Here is a 14,029-nt window from a genome sequence, read left to right on the forward strand (position 1 = left end):
TTATTCTTTTATACTATTAGTGAGGTCGTTTGATGGTTCAATAACGGTTCCTAGGAGTCTATGTTGCCAATTGTTCCATTTATATTTTTTCGAAAAAATGAAAAGTAAAATTGGAAATACAATAAAAACCGGCATAAATACATCCATAAATCCAGCTGCTTCCGGTAATGACGTATCTTTTAAAACGGAATGAGTTTGAAAAGCAGTCCAGTCTGCCGTTACTAATAAAGCCGTAAATAAATTATTAGCCGCATGAAAACCTAACGCTAGCTCAAGCCCGTCATCCATTAAAGTTATAATTCCTAAAAACAAGCCTGTTCCAATATAGTAAACCATAACCACATAGCCCAATTGCTTGACTTCAGGGTTCGCAATGTGCAATAATCCAAAAACTAAAGACGTTGTAAGTAATGGAATCCATTTTGTTTTAGTAATCACGCCTAATCCCTGCATTAGATAGCCCCGAAATAAGTATTCCTCAAAACTAGTTTGAATAGGAATCAAAACAATTGCAATGAAGCATAAAATTACAAATGGAACGGGTTTAAAGTTTAAAACGTAATTTTCTGGTGAAGAATAGTAATCTAGAAAGATAAAACTTGTAGATACTAAACCCCATAAAATAAAAGCAAACCAAAACCGTTTCCAGTCTATTCTGGCTCTAGCAGTGGTTAAAGACGTAATGGATTGTTCGTGTAAATACTTTACTACTAAAAAGACTCCTAATAATCCGGCGGCAAAAGATAAAAGCATCAAGAATAGATTTAAATTGGATTCTAATAAACTCAATAAATCCGTTTCATTCATCCCTATAATACTATCCCCATTTGATACTGCTTTTATAAAAACGGCTGCTGTAAATGGAATTTGACCAACTACAACGGCAATAACAATAGCAAGTGTTCCAATTATATAACGCCACCACTCGTGAAGACCTTTAAAAGCTTGTGAAATGTACATATTAAGTAAAGTATTGCATAAAGTTAGTTATAAATTAAATTCCCATGATTTATCCTGATTGTAAAATAAGCAACCTTGTTTTACGGTTAATGGACTGTCAAAATTATTAGTATATAAACTGCCAGTTCCTAAACCTTGTGGCAAATTGTTATTAAGATTGTAAGTCCATTGTGCAATAGCGTTTAAGCCCACATTACTTTCTAAAGCACTAGTAACCCACCATCCTATTCGCTGATTTTCGGCATATTGAATCCATTCCGAACTACCTTGCCAACCACCAACAAAACTAGGTTTTAAAATTATATACTGTGGATTTATTTTTTGTAATAATACTTTTTTTTCTGAACTTTCAAAAACACCTATCAACTCTTCATCTAATGCAATGGCTATTGGCGTTTCTGCGCATAAATTAGACATTTCTTCTATTTGGCCAGCTTTTATAGGCTGTTCTATAGAATGTAAATTTAATTCCGATAAGCGTTTTAATTTTTCTAAAGCTTCATTGGGAGAAAAAGCACCGTTGGCATCCACACGCAACTCTATGTCTGCTGCAGAAAATTCTTTTCGAATAGCTTTCAGTAAAGCCAATTCAGTTTCAAAATCTATGGCTCCAATTTTCATTTTAATACAACTGAAGCCCGATTCAATTTTTTCTTGAATTTGCTGCTTCATAAAAGCTTCAGTTCCCATCCAAATTAAACCATTTATTGGAATTGATTTGGTGTTTTGAGTAAATTCTGAAGGAAATAAAAGAAAAGGATTTTCTGAATACAAAGATTTAAAAGCCATTTCTAAACCAAATTGAATGCTTGGAAATTCTTGCAATTTTTCATATAAAACAGGTAAACCTAAATGCATATTAGCACAGGTCCATTTTAGTTGATCTACGTAAGTGGGTACATCATCCGCACTTAAACCGCGCAAAATACCGCATTCTCCAATTCCTTGTTTACCGTTTTCAGTAATACGAATAAACCACGTTTCTTTCGTTTTTAAAACACCACGAGACGTCCCGCTAGGCTGCTTAAAATTGAGAATATATGGATAATAGGTTGCTTTCATATAAGGATTCAAAAGTACTCAAAATATTTTGTATTTTAGACATCATAAATCAATCCAAATGCCTGAATTTCCAAACCTCATTTTATTTGCTATCCCCGTTTTTATACTGGCTATGTTGTTAGAAATGTATGTCATTACAAAACAGCAGATTAAAAGCTATGAATTAATAGATTCCTTATCGTCCATTGCCATGGGTATAGGGAATGTTTTTATTGAATTTTTGAGTAAGGCCGTTGTGTTATTTTCTTTTTTTTGGATTTATGAAAATCTACGAATTTTTACTATTCCAATATCTTGGTGGAGTTTTATTCTGATATTCTTTGCGGACGATTTATCTTATTATTTTTTTCATCGCATATCACATGAAAGTCGCCTGTTTTGGGCATCTCATGTCGTGCATCACTCTTCAAAACATTATAATTTAAGTACGGCATTACGCCAAACGTGGTCTGGCGGATTTTACACTTTTGTATTTTGGTTATGGATGCCTTTAGTGGGTTTTCATCCCGCCATGATTTTATTACAAATGTCTATTAGTCTGCTTTATCAGTTCTGGATTCATACCGAAACCATCAATAAAATGCCTAAATGGTTTGAAGCGGTAATGAATACGCCATCGCATCACCGCGTTCATCATGGTAGTAATCCGCTGTATTTAGATAGAAATCATGCGGGTATTCTCATTATTTGGGATAAATTATTTGGCACGTTTCAGCCGGAACTTAAAGAAGAAAAAGTTATTTATGGATTGGTGGTAAATATTGAGACGTACAATCCGTTTAAAATTGCTTTTTTAGAATGGCGCGATTTATTTATAGATGCTTTCTCCGGTAAAAAATCGTTTAAACAGCGTTTGCAATATCTAATTAAGCCACCTGGCTGGAGACATGATGGAACTGGAAAATTGAGTGGTGATTTGCGAGACGAATGGTTGCAGAGTAGCGCGCAGTCGCAGTCGCAGTCGCAGTCGCAGTCGCAGTTTAATGAAAACATAAATTTGTAATAGAGAAATCTTACTTTTTAGAACACATATGAATTTTAACAATCAGACTATTTGGATTACGGGTGCTTCAAGTGGAATTGGCAAAGCTTTAGTGATGGCTTTAGATAATCAAAACTGTCAACTGATTATTTCTTCACGCCGATTAGAAGATTTAGAAGCCGTTAAAAATTCATGCTTAAATCCTCAAAATATTGCTTGTTTACCTTTTGATTTAGCGGATTATCAAGAAATGGCTTTTGTTGTTGAAACGGCACAATCCTTTTTTGGCAACATTGATATTTTAATAAACAATGGCGGCATTAGTCAACGTTCACTAATTATAGAAACGGATATTGCTGTCGATAAAAAATTGATGGAAATTGATTATCTCGGAACCGTAGCACTTTCTAAAGCACTTCTACCCTATTTTATTAAGCAACAATCAGGTCAGTTTGTAACCGTAACGAGTTTAATGGGGAAATTTTCTTCGCCATACCGTTCAGGGTATTGCGGCGCAAAACATGCGCTTCATGGTTTTTTTGATACACTACGATTAGAGCATGAAAAAGATGGCATTTCCGTTACTTTAATCTGCCCCGGATTCGTAAATACGGCTGTTGCTAAAAATGCGCAAACCGGTGATGGCAGCCAACAAAATATTCAAGATTCCGCTACAGAAAACGGCCTTGACGTTAATGATTTTGCAGAACGCATGCTAAAAGCCGTGCATAAAAAGAAATTTGAAGCTTATTTCGGGAAAAAAGAAGTTTTAGGAATTTACTTGAAACGCTATTTTCCGAAGTTTTTGCATTGGTATACTTTGAGGAGCATAGTGCGGTAAAATTTACAACTCCAAACTCTCCCCAATTCCCAATAACATCAAATCTTTATCTTTCTCAAAAAACTTGCGTTTGGCCACTTCATGATCAATTTCTATATAGCCAAACGTGTCATAATGATAGCCGAGTATTTTATCACATTGCACAAAATCGCTTGCTAAAATAGCATCGTCGATTCCCATGGTGAAATTATCGCCTATTGGCAAAATGGCCAAGTCCAATTTGGTGCGCAATGGAATCAGCTTCATATCCATTGTTAAAGCCGTATCACCCGCTATATAAATATTTTTATGTTCGCCTTCAATAACAAATCCGCCAGGTTGCCCACCGTAACTGCCATCTGGAAAAGATGACGTGTGAATGGCATTTACGTATTTCACTTCACCAAATTCAAAATCCCAAGAACCACCATGATTCATAGGGTGCCCTTCCAATCCTTTATTTTGAAAATACGTTACAATTTCAAAGTTAGAAACTATAACAGCATCCGTGCGCTTGGCAATTGCTTCTACGTCCAAAATATGATCTTGATGTGCATGCGTAAGCAGAATATAATCTGCTTTTAAGGTATTAATATCTATATGTGATGCTTTTTCGTTACCCGTGATAAAAGGATCTACTAAAATATGAACACCCTCTGCTTCTATTCCTAAACTGGCATGTCCGTAAAATGTAATTTTCATTAAAAAGGATTTTAAATTTATGTATTGAAAAATACAAAATCTTCAACAATTTCAACACTACAAAAGCATAAAAAATATTAGATAAGATAACCAACGCCCATTAAAATAGCGAGTAAGAATGTCGAAATAGCTACTTTTTTTAATTCCGTATCCAACATGGAAGGCACTGTAACTTTCTTAACGTAAATAATATGTTTTATCAAGGGGATAAACATAATCATAAACATAAAATTGAAAGGAGATACATAATATAAAATAGCGAAAACAATAGAAATAATGATAGCACCAACTATTAAAAAATAGTGATAGCGTTTGGCTTTGTTTAATCCTAATTTTACGGCCAAGGTAATTTTATTCGAATTTCTATCCGAATTGATATCGCGCATATTATTCAAATTTAAAACGGCGACACTCAAAAGACCAATAGCACAAGCCGGCAGAATAATAACATGATCAATTTTTAAGGCATATAAAAAATAGGTTCCCAATCCGCTAACTAATCCGAAGAAAACAAAAACAAAAATATCGCCCAATCCTTTATAACCGTAGGCAGACTCGCCCACTGTATAAGTAATTGCCGAATAAACGGATAAACCTCCCATACTTAAAAACAACATGGTATATAAAAAATGGCGCATGCCAAAAGCGCTAAAAAGTAAAGATACAACCAAAACTATAATAATCAGAATATTGATTTTAATAGCAGTAAACATTTGCTCTGGAGACACCTCTCCACTTTGTAAAGCGCGAAGTGGACCAACACGTTCGTGATTATCAGTACCTTTTACACCATCGCCATAATCATTAGCAAAATTAGAAAGCACTTGTAAAGCCAAGGTTGTTAAAATGGCTAAAATGAAAATATACCAATTCATATACCCATTATAGGCTGCAAAACAAGTGGCAATTATAATTCCAGAAATAGATAATGGCAACGTACGAAGGCGCGCTGCTGAAACCCAATGTTTAAATGATGGCATAGTTTTTATTTAAGGAATCCACTTTTTAGGGAAATTAGGTTTTCGCTTTTCTAAGAAGGCATCGCGACCTTCTTTAGCTTCATCCGTCATATAAGCTAATCGGGTTGCTTCACCTGCAAAAACTTGTTGTCCTACCATGCCATCATCAGTTAAATTCATAGCGAATTTCAACATTCTAATGGAAGTTGGCGATTTTCCTAAAATTTCTTGTGCCCATTCAAAAGCAGTTGTTTCTAGCTCATCATGGGGAATTACGGCGTTAACCATGCCCATTTCATAAGCTTCTTGAGCCGAGTAATTTCGACCTAAAAAGAAAATTTCACGTGCTCTTTTCTGTCCCACCATTTTGGCCAAGTATGCCGATCCGTAACCACCATCAAAGCTAGTCACATCGGCATCCGTTTGCTTAAAAATAGCGTGTTCTTTACTGGCAAGTGTTAAATCGCAAACCACATGTAAACTATGTCCGCCACCAACAGCCCAACCTGGAACTACGGCAATAACCGCTTTTGGCATAAAACGAATTAAGCGTTGCACTTCCAAAATATTTAAACGGTGGTAGCCATCTTCACCTACATAACCTTGATGACCACGAGCTTTTTGGTCGCCGCCAGAGCAAAAACTATAAACACCATCCTTACTTGAAGGTCCTTCAGCAGATAATAATACAACACCAATATTCACATCTTCCCCGGCATCATAAAAAGCTTCATATAATTCCTTGGTCGTTTTTGGACGAAAAGCATTTCTGACATCTGGTCTATTAAAAGCAATACGCGCTACCCCATCACACTTTTGATAGGTGATATCTTCATATTCTTTAACCGTTTTCCAGTTTATTACACTCATTTTCTTTATTTTTATCAAAATTAATTATTATTTATCTAACAATTTAGTTCCATGAGAAATATTCTATTTTTATTAATCCTGCTATTTACCTTTTCAACTAGCTTTTCACAAAGTTATACATTTAAAACTGTTATTGATTTAGAAACTACCGATGTTATCAGTCAAGGAAATACTGGAACATGCTGGAGTTTTTCAACGTCATCGTTTTTGGAAAGTGAAATTATGCGTATGACTGGTAAAAATATTGATATTTCAGAAATGTTTCAAGTGCGTCACACCTATCCTAAAAAAGCATGGAATTATGTTATGCGTCAAGGTAAAGCACAATTTAGTGAAGGCGGTTTAGCCCATGATGTGATGAACAGCATCAAAGATTATGGTTTGGTACCACAATCCGTTTATAGCGGTTTGGATATGGATGCTAACGGACATAACCATGCTGAAATGGTTGCCGTTTTAAAAGGTATGTTAGATGTTTATATTGATAATCCAGGAAGAAGCTTATCGCCTAAATGGCAAGCTGTTGTTAATGGAACTTTAGATACGTATTTAGGTAAAGCTATTTCAAAATTTTCTTATGAAGGTGTAGAATATACGCCCAAGTCGTTTCAGGCTATGACTAAAATCAATCCAGATAATTACGTCAGCATTACCTCTTTTACGCATCAACCGTTTTACTCGAATTTCATTTTAAATCTTCCTGATAATTTTTCAAATGGTAGTTTTCATAATGTAAAATTGGATGAGCTTATGGGCACTATTAATAATGCTTTAGAAAATGGTTTCACGGTTGAATTAGATTGTGATGTTAGTGAAAAAACATTTTCTGCTAAACATGGTATCGCTGTTATTCCTGAAAATGATGACACTGCGGCTGAAGCTATTATTAGTGTAAGACCAGAAAAGAAGATTACACCAGAATATAGACAGCAAGAATTTGAAAATTACGCCACCACTGATGATCATTTAATGCACATTACTGGGATGTTAAAAGATCAGAACGGAACCATTTATTATAAAGTGAAAAATTCTTGGGGAAATGATGAAAATCGTGTTGCTAACGCTGGATATATCTATATGAGCGAAGCTTTTATGCGTTTAAAAACAATTTCAGTAATGGTACATAAAGATGCCCTTACAAAAGATTTGAAGAAAAAATTAAACCTATAAAACGCCTACTAAAGTCCTCAATTCCTAATTAAAACGGCATATCAGAAAATATTTAAGTTTACAAATTGCCGACTTCTATTTTTTCAAAGATTCCGTAGATGTTGAATTCGCCGAAGATGTGCATGTTTGTTAAAATGTTTTACAGGAAATAATTTCTAGAAGTAAACTTTATTATGCCAAGAACAAGAATAAACCCTTCGGACTTATTGTAAATAAATTCTATAGGTATACAAAAGTCCCTAGTGATGCCAAAAAATTAGAGCTCGAATTGCCAAACCTAATTGCCACAGCTGTAGTAACCCGAGATGATGCTTTAGCTATAAATTTCGATCTAGAAAATCACTTCTTTAAAACCATGAAAAGACGCCTATTCCCTAATATGAAATCGGCTGAACATTGGATTGTTGAGAAAATTAATACAGCATAAATTTATTCTGCTAAATAGATGCCGTCGTCTTTAATTTCAATCAATTTTTGCTTGTAAAGTGTACCAACAGCCTTTTTAAAACTCTTTTTACTCATCTGTAAAAGATTTTTAATAGCTTCTGGATCTGATTTGTCAGTTAAGTTTAGATATCCACCATGATCTTGGAGTTCTTTCATGATTAAATCCGCATTTGGTTCAATACTTCTATAACCAATTTTACCAAGTACAATATCTAGCTTATTGTCTTCACGGATTTTTTTAACGTAACCTTTTAATCGGTCACCCACGGATAAATCTTGGAAGATATCATCATTGAAAATTAAACCAAGATGTTTTTTATTCACAATAACGTTCATACCCATATCTGAAGGATGCGAAACAATTAAATCCACTTCCTGATAAGGTAAAACGGTTAATTCTTTATTATCTAAAAAATGATTGGTTTTACTAGAGGCAACTAATCGATTAGATTCATCATCTAAAAAGCAATACACCAAATACCAACCGCCTTTTTTCATTTTAAAGGCTTGCTCTCTAAAAGGACAGAATAATTCCTTTACCATTCCCCAATCCAGAAAAGCGCCGTGCTCTGTAATCGCGTTACAACGCAGTAAAGCAAAATCACCTCGTGTTATATAAGGTTTATCCGTAACGGCTACTAGACGCTCCTCATTATCGAGATACACAAATACATCCAGCTTATCCCAAATTTTAAATTCCTTTGGCACGTAGCGGTTAGGCAATAAAACTTCATTACCATCACTGTCTTCTAAAAATAATCCAGGTTCTGTTTCCCGTAAAATTTCTAATGTATTGTATTCTCCAATTTTTATCATGCTACAAAGGTAATATTTTATAAGATATTATAAGCATCTGTTCTTTGGATTTAGACGACATCATTAAAAATCATTTATTGTCATAAAAAAAACGCCACTTGTAGTAAATGGCGTTTTCTAATTTATAGTTTTTTTGAAAATTTACAGTTTAGTAAATTCCTTCTTTTTTAAAATGTTTTGTTAACATATAATAAACAACGGCTCTGTATTTGTTACGGTTTGACTTTCCGTATTGCTCCATAACAGCTTCTAAACCTTTATCCAATTCTGGACTGTCTTTTAAGCCTAATTTTTTAATTAAAAAATTATTTTTTACAGTAGCCAATTCTTTAGGATCAGAACCTGAAACGGTAGCTGCATCAGCATTATAAATAGATGGTCCACAACCAATGGTTACTTTGGTTAATAAATCCATATCTGCACTCATGCCCATTTTATCTTTTAAATCGGCTGCATACTTGGCTATTAATTCGTCTCTTTTACTCATGTCTTTTAAATTTTAAATGTGGTTAATATTACACCCATAATATAAGCAATTTTCAATAAATTAAAAAATATAATAATTCAATTAAATTTACTTAACAAAATTAAAGTAATTCCGTAATACCTCATCATTTAAGGTTCTGGGTGTGAAAATTTCCAGAATTTTTGGTTGCTCGGATTCTTTGTAAAAATCTTTCAATTTATTCTTCAATTGGACCTCATTTGAAGCTGTTCCATATTGGAATTTATACATATTTGCCAAATGCTTGGCAGTCATGTCATGTTTGGTTTCAAAAAAGTTTTCAAAATTTTCGGAATGCGTATTCCCTGGTAAAATCCTGAAAATACCACCACCTTGATTGTTAACAATAATAATCCTGAAATTGGCAGGAATGTAATTATTCCAAAGAGCGTTACTATCATAAAAGAAACTCAAATCGCCCGTTATAAAAACGGTTTGTTTACTTTGAGCAACAGCACAACCAATGGCCGTTGACGTACTTCCATCAATTCCACTAGTACCGCGGTTACAAAAGATATCTATACTTTTATGAATGTCAAAAAGTTGTGCATATCTAATAGTAGAACTATTTCCTAATTGCAAGGCGATGTTATTAGGCAATGTTTTAAATAACACGTCAAAAGCTTGAAAATCGCTAAAAGGAATTTCCTCTAAATATTCAGCATGCTTTTCTTTTCTATGATTTCTAACTTTTTCCCAATTGGCTTTATAATCACTTTTTACAAAATGAGTGATTTGTGTTAAAAAGGTTTCAAAGAAATTATTGGGCGTTGTTTCAATATGTTTTTCTAAACTGAAAAAAGTATCATTTGCGTAATCTCTGTCAATATGCCAATGTTCTTTGGGACGATACGCTCTTAAAAAGGATTTTATTTTTTTTGAAACAATCAATCCGCCAAAAGTTAAAAGAATATCAGGCTGCAAATCTTTGAAATCAGCTTCCTCCAAAGGCATAATCATGGTATCAATACTATTGAAAAATCCGGGATTATGAATATTAGAAGTCGTTTCCGTGAAAACAATAACGCTATTATCTTTTGCTAATTCATCCAACCATTTTTGCTCAATAGCATTTGGCGGATTAACACCCACCAAAACCATCTTTTTAGCAGAACTATTCCAGGTACTTAAGCAATCATTATATATGAAATCGTCCACTTTACTGGCGCGTTTTTCAAAATCAATAATTTTTGGGTTTACGCTTAAAGTATCGGTTAATTCATATAAAGGCTCGTGAAACGGCATATTAATATGGACAGGACCGCGTTTGGATAATGCTTTGTTCAGAGCCTTATTAATTTCAGTCTCGTTTTCTTGCTGTAATTCTTGTTTACGGCCTAAAAAACGTTCTAATTTGTTTTCAATACTTTTAATAATAGCTGATTCCTCTTCATCCCGATTTTTGAATTCAGCATCCATTTGAGAACTCAAATTAGCTGTATAAATAACGTGATTTTTAAAAACATCGCGTTGGTTTATTGTTTGCCCATCCCCTATTCCTATTAAATGTTTTGGCCTATCCGCAGATAATACAACTAGCGGAATATGGCTATAATAGGCTTCAGCAACAGCAGGATAATAATTTAAAAGGGCACTTCCTGAACTGCAAAGAACTGCAACTGGTTTATTAATTTGTTGGGCAATTCCTAAAGCGAAAAAAGCCGCACAACGTTCATCCACTATGCTGTAACATGTAAAGAAATCGTCATTGGAAAAACCAATTGTTACAGGGGCATTGCGGCTTCCTGGAGAAATAACAATATGTTGTACATTTTTAGCTTTACAAAGCTGAATAATGGTTTGAGCAAGCGGGATTTTTGGGTATTGCATGTAAGATTGAATCTATCTGTAAAAATAACAAATAGCTGACTGATAAAAAATTATTGTAATACCTTTTTCATGGTTTCTGATTTGGAAACCGTTTCCTCCCATTCCTTGATTGGATTGGAACCATCGGTAATACCACCACCGATATACAAAAGCGCTTCGTTGTTTTTAATTTGCATACAACGAAGATTTACAAACAAATTGGAAGCCGTTTTTATACTGAAATAGGCATGGTTTTCTACATTGCGTCTGTTGGCGTTTCTTGAAACTTCTTTTTTAAGATTTAATTCACCTAAAAATCCCGTGTAAAAATCGCGTTTATAATGTTCATTTTCCATAATAAACGATTTAGCAGCTTCCTTTGGCATGCCGCAAACAGCTGGTGTAGGATGTAAACTTTTAATAATACGTGTTAAGCTAGATGCCTCCATATTAATACGACCTGAAATATGCGTTTTTAAATGCAGTAAAGTTCCAGCTTTTGCCGTTTCAACTTTAGAAACTTTTAATGCTTGCAACTGATTTTCTAAATTTGAAACTATAAAATTGGTCACAATTTGCTGTTCCTCCAATTCTTTTGCTTCCCAAACAACATCCGTTGTGCCTTTATAAACCTTCGTCCCTGCTAAGGCCATCGTTTTAAATTCCCTGTTTTCTATTTGAAGTAAGGTTTCAGGCGTAGCACCTAACCATAAACCTACTTTTGGATGATACCATACATAAACAAATGCTGTTGGGTAAGATGCCAATAGTTTTTTAAAAATTTGAATAGGATTTTTTTCGGTTAGTAAAACCGGTTCTTCACGGGATAGAACCACTTTTGAAAAAACGTTTTCCTGAATAGCTTCGATACCTTTTTCAACTAATGAAATATGGTTTTTTTTGACTGAAACTTCATTGATTATTTCTGAACTTTTGTTTGAATAATCTCTGGATTCAATTTCTTCTAAAGTATCTTCATCACTTATAATAAGTTCAGAGGATTCCGAAGGAATTAACACACTCATTTCTTCTAAATTAAAAGGCGCCAAAACAAATCCGCTTTCTAAAAATTCCGTCGTTTTATGAAGAATAGAATCAACTTGCAAAAAAGATTGCACATTAGATTCTTTCGGTTTTCTATAAGCAACAAAGGGTAATTCCTGGGTTAATTGCTCTTGAATTCGCTCTAAAAAATCAGAGAATATCATGGTTTATTTTTTTCGTGGTAATGAAATAGTTGAAAGTCTGCAAATAGAAATTAAATTATCCGCATCATCTGTAACGCGAATATCTAAAAGTTGCGTTGTTCTACCTTTATGTAAAAAAGTAGCTTTCGCATACACATGGCCTTCTGTAACACTTTTAATATGGTTGGCGGTAATTTCAATACCACGCACAAAAACTTCATCTAAATTTGAAAATAAATGCGAAGCGAAACTGCCAACACTTTCTGCTAAAGCAGCCGTTGCGCCCCCGTGTAAAACGCCATCAGGTTGATAAACGCGCGAATTTACAGGCATTTTGGCTATTAAATAATCAACCCCAAAATCTGAAATGGTGATCTCTAGCGTTTCCATCAAGGTATTTTTGCAAACCGCATTGATTTCTTTAAGTTTGGTTTCTTTAGATGTTGGCATAAAATTCTGTATTTTTAAATCGAAATGTAAAAGTACAAAACACCTGCTACAAATGAATCTAACTGAAAAGGAAATATCTTATACAACCACGAATAGTTATGCAACTTTAAACACGTTAACGGATGCTACAAAAAATGTATGGGTTGTATGTCATGGTATGGGTTTTTTAAGTCGGTATTTTCTGCGTTATTTTCAAGGTTTGAATGCTGATGACAATTACATTATTGCACCTCAAGCTCAAAGTAAATACTACATTCCACCAAAATTTAAACATGTTGGCGCGAGTTGGTTAACCAAAGAAAATACGGTTAAAGAAACCGAAAATATTATGCGGTATTTTGATTCCGTTTTAATAGCCGAATCCATTCCTGAAAACGTTAATTTAATTTTTCTAGGTTATTCGCAAGGCGTCAGTGTGGCAACGCGCTATTTAGCCAAACGGCAGTTAAAATGTGATCAATTAGTAATTCATTCTGGAGGCATTCCTAAAGAATTAACAGCATCTGATTTTGAATATTTAAACGAGAACGCTAAAGTCTCCCTTATTTATGGTTCCGAAGATGAATATTTAAATAAAGAGCGCATGATTTATGAAGAAAATAGGGCTAAAGAATTATTTGGAAAGCGATTACAAATAATACCCTTTGAAGGTAAACACGATGTAAACGTAGATGTGATTAATAAACTCGTATAAATGAATAACGCTTATTTTGAAAACAATTATGTAAAACTCACGCTTTTAGATTTGAGTAATTACAAGTATTTAACTGAAATTGCTGAAGAAAAAGATTTAATTTTTTACGCGCCAAATGCCATTTCTCCGCCGGGAGAATTAAGAGAATATGTGCAAAATGCAATTGAAGATTATATTAATAAAACAGCTATACCTTTTATTATTTATGACAAAAGAAAGCAAGCCTATGCTGGAAGCACTCGTTTTGGCCTAATTAACTATAAAAACAAAGTTTTACATATTGGTTGGACTTGGATTGGTAAAGACTTTCAAGGAACTGGATTAAATAAAAACATCAAATTTTTAATGCTTCAATATGCTTTTGAAACATTAGCGTTTGATAAAGTGGAATTCCGCATAGATGAACGAAACATGAAATCTAGAAAGGCTGTAGAAAAAATTGGAGCAACGTTAGAAGGTATTTTAAGAAAAGACACGCTGATGTTAGATGGTTTTAAACGAAGCACCTGCTGTTTTGGAATTTTAAAAGAAGAATGGCTACACCTTAAAAATACTATTTTTGCTGGTTTTAAATAAGCAAAAACCCCTGAAATAAC

At 34.0% G+C, this 14,029-nt stretch carries 16 protein-coding genes; 6 read left to right on the forward strand and 10 right to left on the reverse strand.

The window, feature by feature from the left end; all coding sequences use genetic code 11:
* The gene (locus ES674_RS12490) at positions 1-960 is read right to left on the reverse strand and encodes a CPBP family intramembrane glutamic endopeptidase (RefSeq protein WP_148404462.1); all 960 of its coding nucleotides are present in this window, start codon (positions 958-960) and stop codon (positions 1-3) included.
* Positions 961-987: 27 nt separating this feature from the next.
* Positions 988-2,022: an o-succinylbenzoate synthase gene (locus tag ES674_RS12495; protein ID WP_148404464.1), complete on the reverse strand. Its 1,035-nt coding sequence runs from the start codon at positions 2,020-2,022 to the stop codon at positions 988-990.
* A gap of 58 nt (positions 2,023-2,080) precedes the next feature.
* On the opposite strand from ES674_RS12495, the gene ES674_RS12500 reads away from it, so the two are divergent.
* Positions 2,081-3,025 (forward strand): sterol desaturase family protein, encoded by a 945-nt coding sequence (locus ES674_RS12500; protein WP_148404466.1) that lies wholly within the window; start codon positions 2,081-2,083, stop codon positions 3,023-3,025.
* Between the two features lie 28 nt (positions 3,026-3,053).
* Entirely contained in the window at positions 3,054-3,845 is a 792-nt protein-coding gene (locus tag ES674_RS12505; protein WP_148404468.1) for an SDR family oxidoreductase, read from the forward strand.
* Between the two features lie 3 nt (positions 3,846-3,848).
* On the opposite strand, the gene ES674_RS12510 is transcribed toward ES674_RS12505, so the two are convergent.
* The 3 genes from ES674_RS12510 to ES674_RS12520 all read right to left on the reverse strand — a co-directional run bounded on the left by ES674_RS12510 (position 3,849) and on the right by ES674_RS12520 (position 6,355).
* The gene (locus ES674_RS12510; protein ID WP_148404469.1) at positions 3,849-4,526 is read right to left on the reverse strand and encodes a metal-dependent hydrolase; all 678 of its coding nucleotides are present in this window, start codon (positions 4,524-4,526) and stop codon (positions 3,849-3,851) included.
* Positions 4,527-4,603: 77 nt separating this feature from the next.
* The gene (gene menA / locus ES674_RS12515) at positions 4,604-5,506 is read right to left on the reverse strand and encodes a 1,4-dihydroxy-2-naphthoate octaprenyltransferase (protein WP_148404471.1); all 903 of its coding nucleotides are present in this window, start codon (positions 5,504-5,506) and stop codon (positions 4,604-4,606) included.
* 9 nt (positions 5,507-5,515) lie between these two features.
* Complete coding sequence (locus ES674_RS12520; protein WP_148404473.1) at positions 5,516-6,355, reverse strand: 1,4-dihydroxy-2-naphthoyl-CoA synthase; 840 nt, start codon at positions 6,353-6,355, stop codon at positions 5,516-5,518.
* Positions 6,356-6,406: 51 nt separating this feature from the next.
* Here ES674_RS12520 and ES674_RS12525 point away from each other — a divergent pair, with 51 nt between their 5' ends.
* Together ES674_RS12525 and ES674_RS15435 are read left to right on the forward strand one after the other, a co-directional pair.
* Positions 6,407-7,525 carry a C1 family peptidase gene (locus ES674_RS12525; RefSeq protein WP_148404475.1) on the forward strand — a complete coding sequence of 373 codons (1,119 nt, stop codon included), beginning with the start codon at positions 6,407-6,409 and terminating at the stop codon, positions 7,523-7,525.
* A gap of 268 nt (positions 7,526-7,793) precedes the next feature.
* The gene (locus ES674_RS15435) at positions 7,794-7,952 is read left to right on the forward strand and encodes a hypothetical protein (RefSeq protein WP_170234014.1); all 159 of its coding nucleotides are present in this window, start codon (positions 7,794-7,796) and stop codon (positions 7,950-7,952) included.
* A gap of 2 nt (positions 7,953-7,954) precedes the next feature.
* On the opposite strand, the gene ES674_RS12530 is transcribed toward ES674_RS15435, so the two are convergent.
* The 5 genes from ES674_RS12530 to ES674_RS12550 form a co-directional block, all read right to left on the reverse strand.
* Positions 7,955-8,788 carry a CvfB family protein gene (locus tag ES674_RS12530; RefSeq protein WP_148404477.1) on the reverse strand — a complete coding sequence of 278 codons (834 nt, stop codon included), beginning with the start codon at positions 8,786-8,788 and terminating at the stop codon, positions 7,955-7,957.
* Between the two features lie 148 nt (positions 8,789-8,936).
* Positions 8,937-9,275: a DUF2853 family protein gene (locus tag ES674_RS12535; RefSeq protein WP_148404479.1), complete on the reverse strand. Its 339-nt coding sequence runs from the start codon at positions 9,273-9,275 to the stop codon at positions 8,937-8,939.
* A gap of 87 nt (positions 9,276-9,362) precedes the next feature.
* Entirely contained in the window at positions 9,363-11,123 is a 1,761-nt protein-coding gene (gene menD / locus ES674_RS12540; RefSeq protein ID WP_148404481.1) for a 2-succinyl-5-enolpyruvyl-6-hydroxy-3-cyclohexene-1-carboxylate synthase, read from the reverse strand.
* A 50-nt stretch (positions 11,124-11,173) separates the two neighbouring features.
* Positions 11,174-12,310, reverse strand: coding sequence for a chorismate-binding protein (locus ES674_RS12545; RefSeq protein ID WP_148404483.1), 1,137 nt, complete (start codon positions 12,308-12,310; stop codon positions 11,174-11,176).
* A gap of 3 nt (positions 12,311-12,313) precedes the next feature.
* The gene (locus ES674_RS12550; protein ID WP_148404485.1) at positions 12,314-12,739 is read right to left on the reverse strand and encodes a PaaI family thioesterase; all 426 of its coding nucleotides are present in this window, start codon (positions 12,737-12,739) and stop codon (positions 12,314-12,316) included.
* A 52-nt stretch (positions 12,740-12,791) separates the two neighbouring features.
* On the opposite strand from ES674_RS12550, the gene ES674_RS12555 reads away from it, so the two are divergent.
* Positions 12,792-13,433 (forward strand): alpha/beta hydrolase, encoded by a 642-nt coding sequence (locus tag ES674_RS12555; RefSeq protein ID WP_148404487.1) that lies wholly within the window; start codon positions 12,792-12,794, stop codon positions 13,431-13,433.
* Entirely contained in the window at positions 13,434-14,009 is a 576-nt protein-coding gene (locus ES674_RS12560; protein WP_148404489.1) for a GNAT family N-acetyltransferase, read from the forward strand.
* Positions 14,010-14,029 lie beyond the last annotated feature (20 nt).

Source organism: Bizionia myxarmorum (genome assembly GCF_008086205.1).
GTDB lineage: Bacteria > Bacteroidota > Bacteroidia > Flavobacteriales > Flavobacteriaceae > Algorimicrobium > Algorimicrobium myxarmorum.

Excerpts from the sequence above, each read along its gene's own strand:
- ES674_RS12490 (WP_148404462.1), bottom strand. The coding sequence starts at position 960 with ATGTACATTTCACAAGCTTTTAAAGGTCTTCACGAGTGGTGGCGTTAT.
- ES674_RS12495 (WP_148404464.1), bottom strand. The coding sequence starts at position 2,022 with ATGAAAGCAACCTATTATCCATATATTCTCAATTTTAAGCAGCCTAGC.
- ES674_RS12500 (WP_148404466.1), top strand. The coding sequence starts at position 2,081 with ATGCCTGAATTTCCAAACCTCATTTTATTTGCTATCCCCGTTTTTATA.
- ES674_RS12505 (WP_148404468.1), top strand. The coding sequence starts at position 3,054 with ATGAATTTTAACAATCAGACTATTTGGATTACGGGTGCTTCAAGTGGA.
- ES674_RS12510 (WP_148404469.1), bottom strand. The coding sequence starts at position 4,526 with ATGAAAATTACATTTTACGGACATGCCAGTTTAGGAATAGAAGCAGAG.
- menA (WP_148404471.1), bottom strand. The coding sequence starts at position 5,506 with ATGCCATCATTTAAACATTGGGTTTCAGCAGCGCGCCTTCGTACGTTG.
- ES674_RS12520 (WP_148404473.1), bottom strand. The coding sequence starts at position 6,355 with ATGAGTGTAATAAACTGGAAAACGGTTAAAGAATATGAAGATATCACC.
- ES674_RS12525 (WP_148404475.1), top strand. The coding sequence starts at position 6,407 with ATGAGAAATATTCTATTTTTATTAATCCTGCTATTTACCTTTTCAACT.
- ES674_RS12530 (WP_148404477.1), bottom strand. The coding sequence starts at position 8,788 with ATGATAAAAATTGGAGAATACAATACATTAGAAATTTTACGGGAAACA.
- ES674_RS12535 (WP_148404479.1), bottom strand. The coding sequence starts at position 9,275 with ATGAGTAAAAGAGACGAATTAATAGCCAAGTATGCAGCCGATTTAAAA.
- menD (WP_148404481.1), bottom strand. The coding sequence starts at position 11,123 with ATGCAATACCCAAAAATCCCGCTTGCTCAAACCATTATTCAGCTTTGT.
- ES674_RS12545 (WP_148404483.1), bottom strand. The coding sequence starts at position 12,310 with ATGATATTCTCTGATTTTTTAGAGCGAATTCAAGAGCAATTAACCCAG.
- ES674_RS12550 (WP_148404485.1), bottom strand. The coding sequence starts at position 12,739 with ATGCCAACATCTAAAGAAACCAAACTTAAAGAAATCAATGCGGTTTGC.
- ES674_RS12555 (WP_148404487.1), top strand. The coding sequence starts at position 12,792 with ATGAATCTAACTGAAAAGGAAATATCTTATACAACCACGAATAGTTAT.
- ES674_RS12560 (WP_148404489.1), top strand. The coding sequence starts at position 13,434 with ATGAATAACGCTTATTTTGAAAACAATTATGTAAAACTCACGCTTTTA.